We start from the raw sequence: 14,104 nt of genomic DNA, 5'->3' as shown, positions 1-14,104 counted from the left end.
CCTCGGCCGCCGGGCGGGCCGGCGCAGGCCGGTGTCCGTCAGGCACCGTCCGGGATGAGGCCGTCGTCGCCCAGCAGCTCCCGGACCTCCTCCAGGGTCGCGTCCGGCGACGGGAGGATGAGGTCGGACGGCTCCAGGGCGTCGTCCGGCAGCGGCTCGCCCAGCTCGCGGACCTTGGCCAGGAGGGCCTGGAGGGTCCCGCGGAAGCCGGGGCCGTCGCCGTTGTCCATCTCGGCCAGGAGCTCGTCGTCCAGCGTGGTCAGATCGGCGAGACGGCCGTCGGCCAGCGTCAGCTGGCCCTCCCCCATGATCCGTACGATCATGTCGCCCTCCTAGGCGTGGCCTACTGCTTGTCGAAGCGCGGGGTGTCCTGCGGCTGCTGCTGGGACTGCGGACGGCCCTGATCCTGCCCGCCCTCGATGGCCTGCCGGTCGGAGGTGGAGCCCCCGGCCAGCTCGGCCTTCATGCGCTGCAGTTCCAGCTCCACATCCGTACCACCGGAGAGCCGGTCCAGCTCGGCCTGGATGTCGTCCTTGCGCATGCCGGACTGGTCGTCCAGGGCGCCGGAGGCGAGCAGTTCGTCGATGGCGCCGGCCCGGGCCTGGAGCTGGGCGGTCTTGTCCTCGGCGCGCTGGATGGCCAGGCCCACGTCGCCCATCTCCTCGGAGATGCCGGAGAACGCCTCGCCGATACGGGTCTGCGCCTGGGCGGCCGTGTAGGTGGCCTTGATGGTCTCCTTCTTCGTGCGGAAGGCGTCCACCTTGGCCTGCAGGCGCTGGGCCGCCAGGGTGAGCTTCTCCTCCTCGCCCTGGAGGGTGGCGTGCTGCGTCTCCAGGTCGGTGACCTGCTGCTGGAGCGCGGCGCGCCGGGAGAGCGCCTCGCGGGCCAGGTCCTCGCGGCCCAGCGCCAACGCCTTGCGGCCCTGCTCCTCCAGCTTGGACGACTGGGACTGGAGCTGGTTGAGCTGGAGCTCCAGGCGCTTGCGGCTGGTCGCCACGTCGGCGACGCCGCGGCGCACCTTCTGCAGCAGCTCCAGCTGTTTCTGGTACGAGTAATCGAGGGTCTCGCGCGGGTCCTCGGCCCGGTCAAGGGCCTTGTTGGCCTTCGCGCGGAAGATCATCCCCATACGCTTCATGACACCGCTCATGGGCTTCGCGCGCCCCCTTCTGACCGACTCCAGCTCCAGCGACTGCAACAGAACCCACAGTACGGGCCCTGCATCCATTACCGCACTGTTCGGGGACGGATGCGCTCATCCCCAAGGACGACTGCGAACGCTCCCGGTCCGGCGTAGGGAGTAGGTGCTCCCCGGGTTGTCCGGAATGACCGGGTGTCCGAGGCGGCACGCGACATCCCCTCCGTCCCCCTTACGGACGACCGGCGTTGCCGGATCGTTCCCCACCGGACTGGGGCCCACCCGCCCGCACCCCGTACCCTTGGGTTTTGTGTTCCGTAGCCGTGCCAAGGATGAGAAGGCCCAGAGCGCCGTCAGCGCGCAGGTGACCGACTCCAAGCAGCCCCGCGACCCGCAGGCCCCGAAGGGGAGGCCGACGCCCAAGCGCAGTGCGGCCCAGTCCCAGCGCCGCAGTGTCGCCAGTACGCCGATGACGCGCAAGGAGGCCGCCAAGCGCCAGCGCGAGCAGCGCCGGACCGCACTGGCCAAGCAGCGCGAGGCGCTGGCGAGCGGCGACGAGCGGTACCTGCCGGCCCGCGACAAGGGCCCGGTCCGCAAGTTCGCGCGCGACTTCGTCGACTCGCGGTTCAACATCGCGGAGTACTTCCTGCCGATGGCGGTGGTCATCCTCGTGCTCAGCATGGTCCGGGTGGCCTCGCTGCAGAACGTCGCGCTGCTGCTGTGGCTGGTCGTGATCGTGCTGATCGTGCTGGACTCGATCGTCAGCGGCTTCCGGCTGAAGAAGCGGCTCGCCGAGCGCTTCCCCGACGACCGCAGGCGCGGTGCCGTCGCCTACGCGCTGATGCGCTCCCTCCAGATGCGCCGGCTCCGGCTGCCCAAGCCCCAGGTCAAGCGCGGGGAGCGGCCCTGAGCACGACGCCGTTCGCCGGGGGCGCGGCCGCCGACGCCTGGCTCGGCGGCCAGGGCGGTCTGCGGGACGTCGTACGGCAGGAGCTGGTGGCCCGGCAGCTGGACGAGCAGATGGCCGGGCGGTTCCCGGTCGGCAGGCGGCTGCGGGTGCTCGACGTCGGCATGGGCCGGGGCGCCCGGGCGCTGCGGCTGGCACGGGCCGGGCACCAGGTGACCGGCCTGGAGCGGGACGCCGTGATGATCGCCGCGGCGCGCGAGGCCCTGGCCGGCCAGCCCGAGGGCATCCGGGAGCGGATGCGGATCATCGAGGGCGACGGCCGGGACACCGGTGTGCACTTCCTGCCGGGCAGCTTCGACGTGGTGCTGTGCCACGGCGTGCTCATGTACGTCGAGGAGCCCGACCCGCTGCTCGCGGGACTGGCGCGGATGCTCGCCCAGGGCGGTCTGCTGTCGCTCCTGGCGCGCAACGGTGACGCGCTCGCCATGCGTCCGGGCCTGTACGGCGAGTGGGCGGGGGCGCTGGCCGCCTTCGACGCCACCCGCCACCTCCCCCGCTCCCGGGCGGAATCGGACGGGGTGACCCCGCCCCGCCTCGGCCCCGAGGTCCGCGCGGACCGGCTGGCCACACTGACGGCGAAGCTCGCGGGCATCGGCGCCCCGCTGCACACCTGGTACGGCGTCGGGGTCTTCACGGACACGGCGCCCGACGGCGCCCCGGTCCCGGACGACCTGGAGACCCTGCTGGCCGTCGAGGAGCGGGCGGGCCGGACCGACCCGTACCGCGGGGTCGCGGCGCTGCTGCACCTGTGCGGGGTGCGGGGCTAGGGGCACCTGCCCGACGCTCTCCCTCCGGCTCCCTCCCCCGGCTCCCTCCCCCGCTTCCCGTCGTCGCCGGGAGGGCGGCGTGCGGGAGGACGGCGTGCGGGCGTGCGGGCAGGGTGTCGCGCGGCGGGTCCGGCGGCTCGGCGCCCGTTCGGGGGATCCGGGGGAGCCGGGACCGTGGCGCGCGGTGAGACTCGGGGCATGGACGCTTCCCGTACCCGCCGGGCGGGGCGGCCCGGCCCGGTCACCGCGCTGGCCTGCTCCCTGCTGTTCGCCGCCGGCTGCTCCGACGCCGGATCCGGTGCCCCCGGCGAACGGGAGGGCGCCACGGCCCGGGCCGCGGCACCCCGCGCCGCCAACGACCTGCAGGCCGACTACCAGCGGGTCATCAACGACGTACTCCCGTCGGTCGTGCAGATCCAGGCGGGCGGCTCCCTGGGCTCGGGGATCGTCTACGACGACCAGGGGCACGTCGTCACCAACGCGCACGTCGTCGGGGACAGCAGGACCTTCCGGGTGACGACCGCCCGGACCGGGGAAGCCCTCGACGCCGCGCTGGTGTCCTCCTATCCCGAGCAGGACCTCGCCGTCATCAAGCTGGACGGGATGCCCGACGGCACGAAGGCGGCCCGCATCGGGGACTCCGCGAAGGTCGAGGTCGGGCAGATCGTACTGGCGATGGGCTCGCCGCTCGGCCTGTCCTCCAGCGTCACGCAGGGCATCGTGTCGGCGACCGGACGGACCGTCACCGAGGGCCGCGGCGGGGGCGGTACGGGCGCGACCATCGGCAACATGGTGCAGACGTCCGCCGCCATCAACCCGGGCAACAGCGGGGGCGCCCTGGTCAACCTCGACGGCGAGGTCGTCGGCATCCCCACGCTCGCCGCGACCGACCCGGGCCTCGGCGACAGCGCGGCGCCCGGCATCGGGTTCGCCATCCCGGCGTCGATGGTGAAGACGGTCGCCGACCAGATCGTGGAGGACGGGCGGGTGACCGACTCCGGCCGCGCCGCGCTCGGCGTCACCGCCCGTACGGTCGTCGACGACGGCTACCGGCCCGCGGGCGTCGCCGTCGTCGAGGTCGGTGACGGCACAGCCGCCGACGAGGCGGGGCTGCGTCCCGGGGACGTCGTCGTCCGGCTGGGCGACGCGGAGATCACCACGATCACCTCACTGGCCGAGGCGCTGGCGTCGATGCGGCCGGGCGACCGGACGGAGGTGACGTACACCCGCGACGGGGACGAGCGCACCGCCGAGGTGACGCTGGGCGAGCAGTGACGGCGGGGCCGGCCGCGGCCGGCCCCGACCGCCCGTCAGGCCCCGGCCTCCTCCGCCTGCTCCGCGTCCTGCCCGTCCTGCGCGTCCTGCGCGTGCAGACTCATCGGGCCGTAGATCTCGGTGGAGTCCTCGAACAGCCGCACCTGGTCGGCGCCGCCCTCCTTGAGGTCCTTCCAGTACTCACCGATCCAGGACTCGGCGTCCCCTTGCGTGGTGAACTCCTCCGGCTGCACCGCGGGCTGGACCTCCGTCCCGCCGGCCGTCTCGAACCGCCACGTCCATGCCGCCATGTACGCCTCCAAGCTGTGAGCACAAGCAGGGCGGAGGCCGGATCTCGGTCCGGCCTCCGCCCGCAGCCTATGCGCTGCGCCGGGTGCGTCGTGGAAGACCCGGGGACATGGGCCGGGGCCCGCCGGCCCTCCTCGGGGGGTCTCGGGCGCGCACGTCGCCGGGGCACCGGGGAAAATCGGTGCGTGGACGTGACACTGCTCGGCACCGGTGCCCCCGCGGGACTCCCCCGCCCCGACTGTCCCTGCGCGGCGTGTACCGCGGCGCAGGGCGAGAACGCGCGCGCGGCGACCGCGCTGCTGGTGGACGGAGCGCTGCTGCTCGACCTGACGCCCGGCGCCGCGTTCGCCGCGGCGCGCGCCGGGCACTCGCTGGCCGGCGTGCGGCTGGCGCTGCTGTCGCACCCGCACGACGGCCCCGCGGTGGAGGTGCCGGCCGGGCTGCCGCAGCCGGGGCGGGTGCCGGACGGCCGGGAGCTGGCGCTGCTGACCGGGCACCGGGTGCGGGCGGTGGCACTGGACGCGCCGGGCACCGGGTACGCCGTGACCGGCCCGGACGGGCAGCGGCTGCTGTACCTGCCGCCGGGCGGCGCGCCGGCCGGCCTGGAGGAGAGCGCCGAGTCGTACGACATGGTCCTCGCGGACGTCGTGGGGCGGCCGGACGCGCTGGCACGCCTGCGGGCGGTGGGCGCCGCGGGGCCGACGACGGACGTGGTCGCCGTCCACCTGGACCACGGCGTGCCGCCGGGCCGGGAGCTGGCCCGGCGGCTGGCGGCGGCCGGGGCGCGTGCCGTGCCGGACGGGACGACGCTGGCGGTGGGCGCCTACGAGGACGTACCCGACGTACCGCGGCGCACCCTCGTCCTGGGCGGCGCCCGGTCGGGGAAGTCGGTGGAGGCCGAGCGGCGCCTGGAGGCCTTCCCCGACGTGCTCTACGTCGCGACCGGGGGTTCCCGTAGCGGCGACACCGAGTGGGCGGCGCGGGTCCACGCGCACCGCGAGCGGCGGCCGGGGGCGTGGCGCACCGCCGAGACGTGCGACCTGGTGCCGTTGCTGAAGGACGACGGCCCGGCGCTGCTCGTCGACTGCCTGTCCCTGTGGCTGACCGACGCGATGGACTCGGTCGGGGCGTGGGACGACGCGGAGTGGGCCGGCGGCGGCGAACGGGCCCTCGGGGACCGGGTGCGAGAGCTGACGGAGGCGGTCCGCGCCACCCGGCGCACGGTGGTCGCGGTGTCGAACGAGGTGGGCTCGGGCATCGTCCCGGCCACCGCGTCGGGACGCCGTTACCGGGACGAACTCGGACGCCTGAACGCGGCGTTCGCGGCCGAGTGCGAGCAGGTGCTGCTGGTGGTGGCGGGCCAGGCGCTGGTGCTACGGGGCTGAGGCGTCCTTGCGCGCGATGAGCCGGTGCGTCCGGGGGCCGGTGAGCACCGTGCAGCCCTGGCCCGCCAGTTCGGCGCGCAGGCCCGCCGGGTGCGGGGCGCCGCCCGGGAGGACGAACAGGCGGCGCGGGTCCGCCACGTCGACGAGCAGGTGGCCGCCGGGGCGGAGCACGTGGAGGGCGGCACGCAGTTCGGCGCGGGGGTCGGGGACGCGCTCCAGGTGCTGGAAGAGGCTCACCACGTCGTAGCGGGCCCGGAGGCGGGCCGCGATGTGCGGGTCCGTCAGACGGCCGACGAACGCCTCCTCGACGCGCTCCACCGCGCGGGCGCGCAGGACGCGGTGGGTGGGGTCCAGGCCGTCGAAGGAGGTGTACGGGAAGTGGGCGCGCGCGGTGCGGGGGAAGTCGGCGTCGCCGGTGCCCACGTCGAGCCAGCTCTCCGGCTCGGGGCAGCGGCGGAACAGCGCCCGGGCGGCCAGGCCGTGTCTCAGCCGCACGCCGGCCCGGACCAGCGGATGGTCGGGGCGGCCGGCCGCGAGCGAGGGGTTGTGGAAGGCGTGCCGGCAGTCCCGGCACCGGTCGAGGACGGGCCGGTCGGGTGCGGCCCGCCGGGCTTCCTCGCCGCGCGTGCGGGTGCGCAGCCGCCGCGAGCCGCACCAGGGGCAGTCCGCGCGGTGCGGCCCGTACCGCGGCACGGGCGGCACCGGGGGCAGGGGAGGCGGCGCCGAGGGGGCGGGGGGTGCGGACATGGGCGGCTCCCGACGCGAGAGGGGGACGTACGACAATCCGCGCAAAACGTTACGTAGGTGATCGGGCTGCGGGGTGCAACGACGCCGCCCGGGCGCGGTGCGGGCGGGCCCGCCGTCCTGTTCGACCGGGGCCGGTACTGTTCGGCGAATGAGCTCGCTGAATCTCGACGACTTCACCGATCTGATCGAGCGCCCCGACGGCGGGGTGCGCCGCGACGCCGAGGCGCGCCGGGAGCGTCAGGTCGTCCCGCCCGGGTCGCTGGGCCGCCTGGACGAGCTGGGCGAGTGGCTGGCCACGGCGCAGTCCGCCGTACCGGTGCGGCCGGTCGACCGGCCTCGGGTGGTGCTCTTCGCCGGTGACCACAAGGTCGCCGAGCTGGGCGTCTCGGCGCGGCCCGCGGGCAGTGCGGGCGAGCTGGTGCGCGAGGTGCTGGAGGGCGGCCGGCCCGTGTCCGTGCTCGCCCGGCGGCTCGGTGTGCCGGTGCGGGTCGTCGACATGGCGCTGGACTGCGACCCGCAGACGCTGCCGGCCGAGGTCGTGCGGCACCGGGTACGGCGCGGCGGCGGGCGCATCGACGTCGAGGACGCGCTGACCCCGCAGGAGGCGGAGGCCGCCTTCCGGGCCGGGATGGCGGTGGCCGACGAGGAGGCCGACTCCGGCACGGATCTCGTGGTGCTCGGCGATGTGAGCGTGGGCGGGACGACGGCGGCGGGGGTGCTGGTCGCGGCGCTGTGCGGGACCGACGCGTCGGTCGTCACCGGGCGGGGCGGGCTGGCCATCGACGACCTGGCCTGGATGCGCAAGTGCGCGGCGATCCGCGACGCGCTGCGCCGCGCCCGGCCGGTGCTCGGGGACCAGCTGCAGCTGCTCGCGACGGTGGGCGGCGCCGACCTCGCCGCGATGACGGGCTTCCTGCTGCAGAGCGCGGTGCGCAAGATGCCGGTGATCCTGGACGGCGTCGTGACGGCCGCGTGCGCGCTGGTCGGGCAGCGGGTCGCCTTCCGGGCACCGGACTGGTGGCTGGCCGCGCACGTCAGCGGGGAGCCCGGCCAGGCCAAGGCACTGGACCGCATGGCCCTGGAGCCGCTGCTGTCCCACGGCGTGACCGTCGGCGAGGGCGCGGGCGGCCTGCTGGCGCTCCCCCTGGTGCAGGCCGCGGCCGCACTGGCGGCGGAACTGCCGGAGCACCCGAAGGCGTCGGAGGACGCGGACCCCGCCGACGAGGCCGCGGAGGAGACCGCCGAGGAGACCGCCGAGGAGGCCTGACGCACGTCCCCGCCCGCGCGGCCCCCACTCGGGCGGCACCCGCTCGCGCGGCCCCCACTCGGGCGGCACCCGCTCGGGCGGCAGGCCTGATGGCGGCAGGCGGCAGGCGGCAGGCCTGATGGCGGCAGGCGGCAGGCGGCAGGCGGCAGGCGGCAGGCGGCAGGCGGCAGGCGGCAGGCGGCAGGCGGCAGGCGGCAGGCGGCAGGCGGCAGGGGGAGCCTGCCCGGCCGCCCGCCGCCATCACGCCCTCCTCGCCGTCGGCTGCCCGCCGCGGTCGGCGCGTCAACGCCCCGCACCCGCGCGCCCCTCGGACACCGCCGCCCGTCCGTCCGCCGGGGGCACCCATGTCACCGGCGGTCCGGGCCCGGTTCCGGGCGGCCGCCGATCCAGTCCTGGACGGCGCGGCTCGGGCCGGACCAGCGGCGGTCGTGGCGGTACGCGCGCAGCCGGGACTTCGCGCGGGCCCGCGGGCGGCGGCCGTAGAAGCGGCGGGCCCACGGGGAGCCGGGGCGGGCCAGGCGGACCGCGCCGACCAGGGCGACGACGGGGACGACCAGGCCGAAGATCGCGAGGCGCCCCTTGCCCTTGGCCAGGGCGAGGAGGGAGAAGAGGAAGTTCCCGGCGACGGTCGCGGCGACGCCGGCCCGGTCCTGCCGCTCGTCCGGGGACAGGTCGTCGACGCCGAACGGCGCGAAGCCGGCGAGCATCAGGCCGACCAGGGCCGCGGTGACCACCACCACCTCCACGCTCTTGCGGCCCGCCTCGGTCCAGTAGACGTCGTCGAGGTGCAGGATCAGCGCGAACTCGTCCAGGACGAGGCCCGCCCCGACGCCGAAGACCACCGCCGCCGCCGCGGACCCGAAGCCGTGCCGGCCCCCCGCGACCGCGCCGAAGCCGCCGACGACGGTGAGGACGATTCCCGGGACGACGTGGTGGATGTGCACCCCACCCGTCTCGACGTTGCCGAAGGGGCCCCGGCCGGCCCGGATGAGACGGGTGACGACCCGGGTGATCACGAAGGTCAGGACGAAGGCGCCCAGGGCGAGGAGCAGCGGCAGCTTGCCCGGTTCCATGATGTCGCGCTGCCACCACTCTCCCATATGCGCACTTTATCCCCGGGGGGCGCCGGTGCCCCGGGGACCGCCGGGTAGTCTGCGCCGGTGCCCAGGACGACGCCCTCCCCCGACGGCCTCCGCTTCGCGTTCGGAACGCTCACCGTGTTCCCGGTCGAGGTGACCCGCTGGGACCGCGAGGCCGCACGCGGCGGCATGCTGTGCGCGCCGCTGGCCGGGCTGGCCGTCGGCGCCGCCGCCGCTGCCGCCGGGCTGCTGCTGCTGTTCCTGGGCGCGGGGAGCCTGCTCGCCGCGGTCGCCACGGCCGCCGTACCCGCGGTGCTCACGCGCGGGCTGCACCTGGACGGGCTGGCCGACACCGCGGACGGCCTGGGCAGCGGGAAACCCGCCGAGGACGCGTTGCGGATCATGAAGCAGTCGGACATCGGGCCGTTCGGCGTGCTGGCCCTCGTGTTCGTCCTGTTCGCCCAGGTGGCCGCGCTCGCACAGGCCTACGACGGTTCCTGGGCCCAGGGCGCGCTCGCCGCCGTGGTCTCGGCGACCGCCGCCCGGCTGGCGCTGACGCTCGCCGCCCGGGCCGGGGTGCCCGCCGCCCGCCCGGAGGGGCTCGGCGCGGCGGTCGCCGGGGTGGTGCCGGCGGGAGGCGCGCTGGCGGTCACCGCCGTCGTCACGGCGGCCGGTGCGGCGGCGGGCGCGTTCGGCGGGCCGTACGAGGCGGTCCGTACGGCGCTCGCCGTACTGGGCGCCGTCGCCGTCGCCGAAGCGCTGCTGCGGCACTGCGTCCGCCGGTTCGGCGGCGTCACCGGTGACGTCTTCGGCGGGGTCGCGGAGACGGCGGCCACGGTGTCGCTGGTGGTCCTGGCCCTCGGCTGAGAACCGACGCGGAGGAGCGCCTCAGCAGGCCTCCCGCCACGCCCCCAGCTCGTACTTCTTCAGCATCGAACTCAGTCGCAGCTCACGGGACTCGGCGCAGAAGCGTGCGGTGGGCAGTTCGTACTCGACGTGGAAGACCGCCTTGTCCGCGTCGACGAACGGCCGGTTGTCACCGCACTCGCCGTACTGGGCGCACTGCTCGTTGACCGCGAAGTCGAAGTCGTCGACCAGTTCCGGGATCTGGTCCAGGTCGTTCTTCAGGCCGACGGCCATGCCCCGGTCGTGGGCGAGCTTCGCTATGAGCCGGTTGTAGCGGAGCTGGTCACCGGCGGTGAGCGGGAAGCCGGTCCGGTTCCGGTAGCCGTCCATGTTGTCCGGCTCGACCGCGTCGAAGCCCTTCTCGCGGCACATCTCGACGCGCTCGGCCATCAGCGGCTCCAGGACGTCCGTCGCACGGATGTCCAGCCAGCGCTCGCCCTCCCAGCCGTTGCCCTCGCCCAGCACCGACTCCGGGAACTCGTCCGCGTCGGGGCGGAAGTCCTCCCAGGCGCCGGTGGACAGGTAGCAGACGACCTTGCGCCCGTCCTCGTGCAGAGCGGCCACGGTGGCCCCGGTGTGGTCGAAGCCGTCGATGTCGTAGACCGGTACGTCGACGGACGTGTCGAGCCTGCCGCTGAGCTGCCACTGCCAGGCCGTGCCGGGCCGGGGCCGCCAGTGGTCGCCGGCCTCCGGCCGGCCGTCGGGGGACGGGGCGCACCCCGCGAGGAGCAGGAGGAGGGCTGTCGACAGGACCGGACGGCGTCTCACGGGGCGTGCTCCAGGGTAGGGGGGCGCGGTGGCGTACCCCAGGAATGATCTCCCATCCCTCGAGCCGCGCGGGAACCCGCGGCCCCGCGGGAGGAAGCGGAGGCGGGCGCGAGCGTAGGCTCGTGCCGGGTGTTCGCCCGCCCGGGCGGAGACCGCGACGCAGGAGGGATCTAGGGTCGGTTGTCGGGCCCGGTCGACCCACCCGCATTCGGCCGTACAGGACTTCATACGGAAGCGAGAATCCACCACCGTGACTGCTCTCACTCTCTCCACCGCCGCGGCGCCCGGCCTGCGGGCCGACGCGATCGTGATCGGTGTCGCCAAGGGCGCGGCATCCAGGTCCGGGGACCTGGTCGTCGCACCGGGTGCCGAAGCCGTGGACAAGGCGTACGACGGCCGCCTCGCCGGTGTCCTGGAGACCCTCGGTGCCTCCGGCGCCGAGGGCGAGGTGACGAAGCTGCCCGCGCCGGCCGGCTTCAAGGCACCCGTCGTGGTGGCGGTGGGCCTGGGCGCCGAGCCCGGGAAGAACGCCGCTTTCGACGCCGAGGCGCTGCGCCGGGCCGCCGGCGTGGCCGCCCGCGCGCTCGCCGGCGCCAAGAAGGCCGCCTTCGCCCTCCCGCTCACCGGGGCCGCCGACGCCGGTGCCGTCGGTGAGGGCGTGCTGCTCGGCGCGTACTCCTTCGACGCCTACAAGGAGACCGGCAAGGACGCCGGGGCCAAGGACGGCAAGGCCCCGCTGGCCGAGGCCGTGCTGCTCGGCGGCAAGCCCCGCGACAAGGCCCGCAAGGCGGCGGTCGAGCGTGCCGCGGCCGTCGCCGAGGAGCTGAACCGCGCCCGCGACCTGGTCAACACCCCGCCGAACGACCTCGACCCCGAGGCGTTCGCGGCGGTCGCGCAGGCGGCGGCCAAGGAGCACGGCATCAAGGTGCAGGTGCTCGACGAGAAGGCCCTGACCAAGGGCGGCTACGGCGGCATCCTCGGCGTCGGCGCCGGGTCGGCGGCGGGCCCGCGCCTGGTGAAGCTGTCGTACACCTCCTCCAAGGCGAAGAAGACGCTCGCCTTCGTCGGCAAGGGCATCACCTACGACTCGGGCGGCATCTCCCTGAAGCCGGCCGGGCACAACGAGACGATGAAGTGCGACATGGCCGGCGCCGCCGCCGTGTTCGCCGCGGTCGTCGCCGCCGCGCGCCTCGGCCTGGAGGTCAACGTGACCGGCTGGCTGGCGCTGGCCGAGAACATGCCGTCCGGCTCCGCCACCCGCCCGGGTGACGTGCTGCGCATGTACAGCGGCAAGACGGTGGAGGTGCTCAACACCGACGCCGAGGGCCGGCTCGTGCTCGCCGACGCGCTGTGGGCGGCCTCGCAGGAGAAGCCGGACGCGATCATCGACGTGGCGACGCTGACCGGCGCGATGATGCTGGCGCTGGGCAACCGAACGTACGGGATCATGGCGAACGACGACGCGTTCCGCGCGGCGGTACACGAGGCCGCGGAGGAGGTCGGCGAGCCGGCCTGGCCGATGCCGCTGCCGGAGCACCTGCGCAAGGGCATGGACTCGGCGACCGCGGACATCGCCAACATGGGCGAGCGGATGGGCGGCGGTCTGGTGGCCGGCCTGTTCCTGCGCGAGTTCGTCGGCGAGGGCGTCACCTGGGCGCACCTGGACATCGCGGGTCCGGCCTTCAACGATGGCGGGCCCTTCGGCTACACGCCCAAGGGCGGCACCGGGACCGCGGTGCGGACGCTGGTGCGGGTCGCCGAACTGGCGGCCGCGGGCGACCTCGGCTAGGACGCCCGGACATCCGGGGGTGCGGGGGGACGGGCGGTCGCGGCCCGTCCCCCCGGCGCGGCGGTGCCGCGGGCCGGAAGAACCCCGCGCCCCCACGGGGCCGTCCCACCGCCCTCGCCCGGGGAACGTGGGACGTCTCACACACCGGCCCCACGTCTCGTCGGTCCCCCACAAGTGCGAAGATGGGGCTCGGCAGGACAGGGCCCCACCTAAGGGCCGAGAACAATGAGCGGCCGGACACCAGCCGCCGACCGGTCACTGGAGACCGGCGTGGCGCACATGCATGGAGGACGTGACGTGGCGAACGACGCCAGCACCGTTTTCGACCTAGTGATCCTCGGCGGTGGCAGCGGTGGTTACGCCGCGGCGCTGCGCGGGGCGCAGCTGGGCCTGGACGTCGCCCTGATCGAGAAGGGCAAGGTCGGCGGTACCTGCCTGCACAACGGATGCATCCCCACCAAGGCCCTGCTGCACGCGGGTGAGATCGCCGACCAGGCCCGCGAGAGCGAGCAGTTCGGTGTGAAGGCCACCTTCGAGGGCATCGACATGGCGGCCGTCCACAAGTACAAGGACGACGTGATCGCGGGCCTGTACAAGGGCCTGCAGGGTCTGATCGCCTCGCGCAAGGTGACCTACATCGAGGGTGAGGGGCGGCTGTCCTCGCCGACCTCCGTCGATGTGAACGGCCGGCGTGTCCAGGGGCGCCACGTCCTGCTGGCGACCGGCTCCGTGCCGAAGTCGCTGCCGGGCCTGGAGATCGACGGCGACCGGATCATCTCCTCCGACCACGCCCTCAAGCTGGACCGCGTGCCGAAGTCCGCGATCGTCCTGGGCGGCGGCGTCATCGGCGTCGAGTTCGCCTCCGCGTGGAAGTCCTTCGGCACCGACGTCACGATCGTCGAGGGCCTCAAGCACCTCGTGCCGGTCGAGGACGAGAACAGCTCCAAGCTGCTGGAGCGCGCCTTCCGCAAGCGGGGCATCAAGTTCAACCTGGGCACCTTCTTCGAGAAGGCCGAGTACACCCAGGACGGCGTCAAGGTCACCCTCGCCGACGGCAAGGAGTTCGAGGCCGAGGTCCTCCTCGTCGCCATCGGCCGCGGCCCGGTCTCGCAGGGCCTGGGCTACGAGGAGGCCGGGGTCGCGATGGACCGCGGCTACGTCCTCGTCGACGAGTACATGCGGACCAACCTCCCGACCGTCTCGGCCGTCGGCGACCTCGTCCCGACCCTCCAGCTCGCGCACGTCGGCTTCGCCGAGGGCATGCTGGTGGCGGAGCGGCTCGCCGGTCTGAAGACCGTCCCGGTCGACTACGACGGCGTGCCGCGGGTGACGTACTGCCACCCGGAGGTCGCCTCCGTGGGCATCACCGAGGCCAAGGCCAAGGAGATCTACGGCGCGGACAAGGTCGTCGCCCTGAAGTACAACCTGGCGGGCAACGGCAAGAGCAAGATCCTGAAGACCGCGGGCGAGATCAAGCTCGTCCAGGTCAAGGACGGTGCCGTGGTCGGCGTCCACATGGTCGGCGACCGCATGGGCGAGCAGGTCGGCGAGGCCCAGCTGATCTACAACTGGGAGGCGCTGCCGGCCGAGGTGGCCCAGCTCGTCCATGCCCACCCGACGCAGAACGAGGCGCTCGGCGAGGCCCACCTGGCGCTGGCCGGCAAGCCCCTGCACTCCCACGACTGACCTCCCTCGGTCACGGGGCGCGACGACACAGACTTCCGCACTTTT

The 14,104-nt window shown here is 74.7% G+C and carries 14 protein-coding genes; 8 read left to right on the top strand and 6 right to left on the bottom strand.

Translation table 11 applies throughout. The features are described 5' to 3' along the window. Positions 1-38: 38 nt before the first annotated feature. Positions 39-323, bottom strand: a complete 285-nt coding sequence (pspAA, locus tag ACVV2G_RS01920) for a PspA-associated protein PspAA (protein ID WP_453840767.1) — start codon at positions 321-323, stop codon at positions 39-41. Between the two features lie 20 nt (positions 324-343). Continuing rightward, positions 344-1,135, bottom strand: coding sequence for a PspA/IM30 family protein (locus tag ACVV2G_RS01915; protein WP_453840766.1), 792 nt, complete (start codon positions 1,133-1,135; stop codon positions 344-346). Positions 1,136-1,322: 187 nt separating this feature from the next. Between ACVV2G_RS01915 and ACVV2G_RS01910 the strand changes: the two genes are divergently transcribed. From ACVV2G_RS01910 to ACVV2G_RS01900, 3 genes are all read left to right on the top strand, one after another. Continuing rightward, positions 1,323-2,045 carry a DUF3043 domain-containing protein gene (locus ACVV2G_RS01910; RefSeq protein ID WP_453840980.1) on the top strand — a complete coding sequence of 241 codons (723 nt, stop codon included), beginning with the start codon at positions 1,323-1,325 and terminating at the stop codon, positions 2,043-2,045. 86 nt (positions 2,046-2,131) lie between these two features. After that, positions 2,132-2,869 carry a class I SAM-dependent methyltransferase gene (locus tag ACVV2G_RS01905; RefSeq protein WP_453840765.1) on the top strand — a complete coding sequence of 246 codons (738 nt, stop codon included), beginning with the start codon at positions 2,132-2,134 and terminating at the stop codon, positions 2,867-2,869. A gap of 198 nt (positions 2,870-3,067) precedes the next feature. Continuing rightward, complete coding sequence (locus tag ACVV2G_RS01900) at positions 3,068-4,144, top strand: S1C family serine protease (RefSeq protein ID WP_453840764.1); 1,077 nt, start codon at positions 3,068-3,070, stop codon at positions 4,142-4,144. A gap of 35 nt (positions 4,145-4,179) precedes the next feature. On the opposite strand, the gene ACVV2G_RS01895 is transcribed toward ACVV2G_RS01900, so the two are convergent. Beyond that, positions 4,180-4,434: a hypothetical protein gene (locus tag ACVV2G_RS01895; protein WP_453840763.1), complete on the bottom strand. Its 255-nt coding sequence runs from the start codon at positions 4,432-4,434 to the stop codon at positions 4,180-4,182. Between the two features lie 183 nt (positions 4,435-4,617). Between ACVV2G_RS01895 and ACVV2G_RS01890 the strand changes: the two genes are divergently transcribed. Beyond that, positions 4,618-5,817 (top strand): bifunctional adenosylcobinamide kinase/adenosylcobinamide-phosphate guanylyltransferase, encoded by a 1,200-nt coding sequence (locus tag ACVV2G_RS01890; protein ID WP_453840762.1) that lies wholly within the window; start codon positions 4,618-4,620, stop codon positions 5,815-5,817. Here ACVV2G_RS01890 and ACVV2G_RS01885 read toward each other — a convergent pair. After that, positions 5,806-6,564 carry a class I SAM-dependent methyltransferase gene (locus ACVV2G_RS01885; RefSeq protein ID WP_453840761.1) on the bottom strand — a complete coding sequence of 253 codons (759 nt, stop codon included), beginning with the start codon at positions 6,562-6,564 and terminating at the stop codon, positions 5,806-5,808. The two genes, ACVV2G_RS01890 and ACVV2G_RS01885, sit on opposite strands and share 12 nt — an antisense overlap. 148 nt (positions 6,565-6,712) lie before the next feature. Here ACVV2G_RS01885 and cobT point away from each other — a divergent pair, with 148 nt between their 5' ends. Then, positions 6,713-7,831: a nicotinate-nucleotide--dimethylbenzimidazole phosphoribosyltransferase gene (gene cobT, locus ACVV2G_RS01880; RefSeq protein WP_453840760.1), complete on the top strand. Its 1,119-nt coding sequence runs from the start codon at positions 6,713-6,715 to the stop codon at positions 7,829-7,831. Between the two features lie 347 nt (positions 7,832-8,178). On the opposite strand, the gene ACVV2G_RS01875 is transcribed toward cobT, so the two are convergent. Further along, on the bottom strand, positions 8,179-8,931 hold the full coding sequence (locus tag ACVV2G_RS01875; protein ID WP_453840759.1) for a hypothetical protein: 753 nt from the start codon (positions 8,929-8,931) through the stop codon (positions 8,179-8,181). 60 nt (positions 8,932-8,991) lie between these two features. Between ACVV2G_RS01875 and ACVV2G_RS01870 the strand changes: the two genes are divergently transcribed. Then, the gene (locus ACVV2G_RS01870; RefSeq protein ID WP_453840758.1) at positions 8,992-9,777 is read left to right on the top strand and encodes an adenosylcobinamide-GDP ribazoletransferase; all 786 of its coding nucleotides are present in this window, start codon (positions 8,992-8,994) and stop codon (positions 9,775-9,777) included. A gap of 21 nt (positions 9,778-9,798) precedes the next feature. Here ACVV2G_RS01870 and ACVV2G_RS01865 read toward each other — a convergent pair whose 3' ends face one another. Next, positions 9,799-10,584 (bottom strand): endo alpha-1,4 polygalactosaminidase, encoded by a 786-nt coding sequence (locus ACVV2G_RS01865; RefSeq protein ID WP_453840757.1) that lies wholly within the window; start codon positions 10,582-10,584, stop codon positions 9,799-9,801. Positions 10,585-10,834: 250 nt separating this feature from the next. Here ACVV2G_RS01865 and ACVV2G_RS01860 point away from each other — a divergent pair, with 250 nt between their 5' ends. Beyond that, entirely contained in the window at positions 10,835-12,373 is a 1,539-nt protein-coding gene (locus ACVV2G_RS01860; protein ID WP_453840756.1) for a leucyl aminopeptidase, read from the top strand. Between the two features lie 297 nt (positions 12,374-12,670). Then, positions 12,671-14,059 carry a dihydrolipoyl dehydrogenase gene (lpdA, locus tag ACVV2G_RS01855; protein ID WP_453840755.1) on the top strand — a complete coding sequence of 463 codons (1,389 nt, stop codon included), beginning with the start codon at positions 12,671-12,673 and terminating at the stop codon, positions 14,057-14,059. Positions 14,060-14,104: the final 45 nt, after the last annotated feature.

It is taken from the genome of Streptomyces sp. JK94 (genome assembly GCF_053613315.1).
The sequence above is the reverse complement of the archived record's forward strand: the minus strand, read 5'-3'. Positions and strand labels throughout refer to the sequence as shown.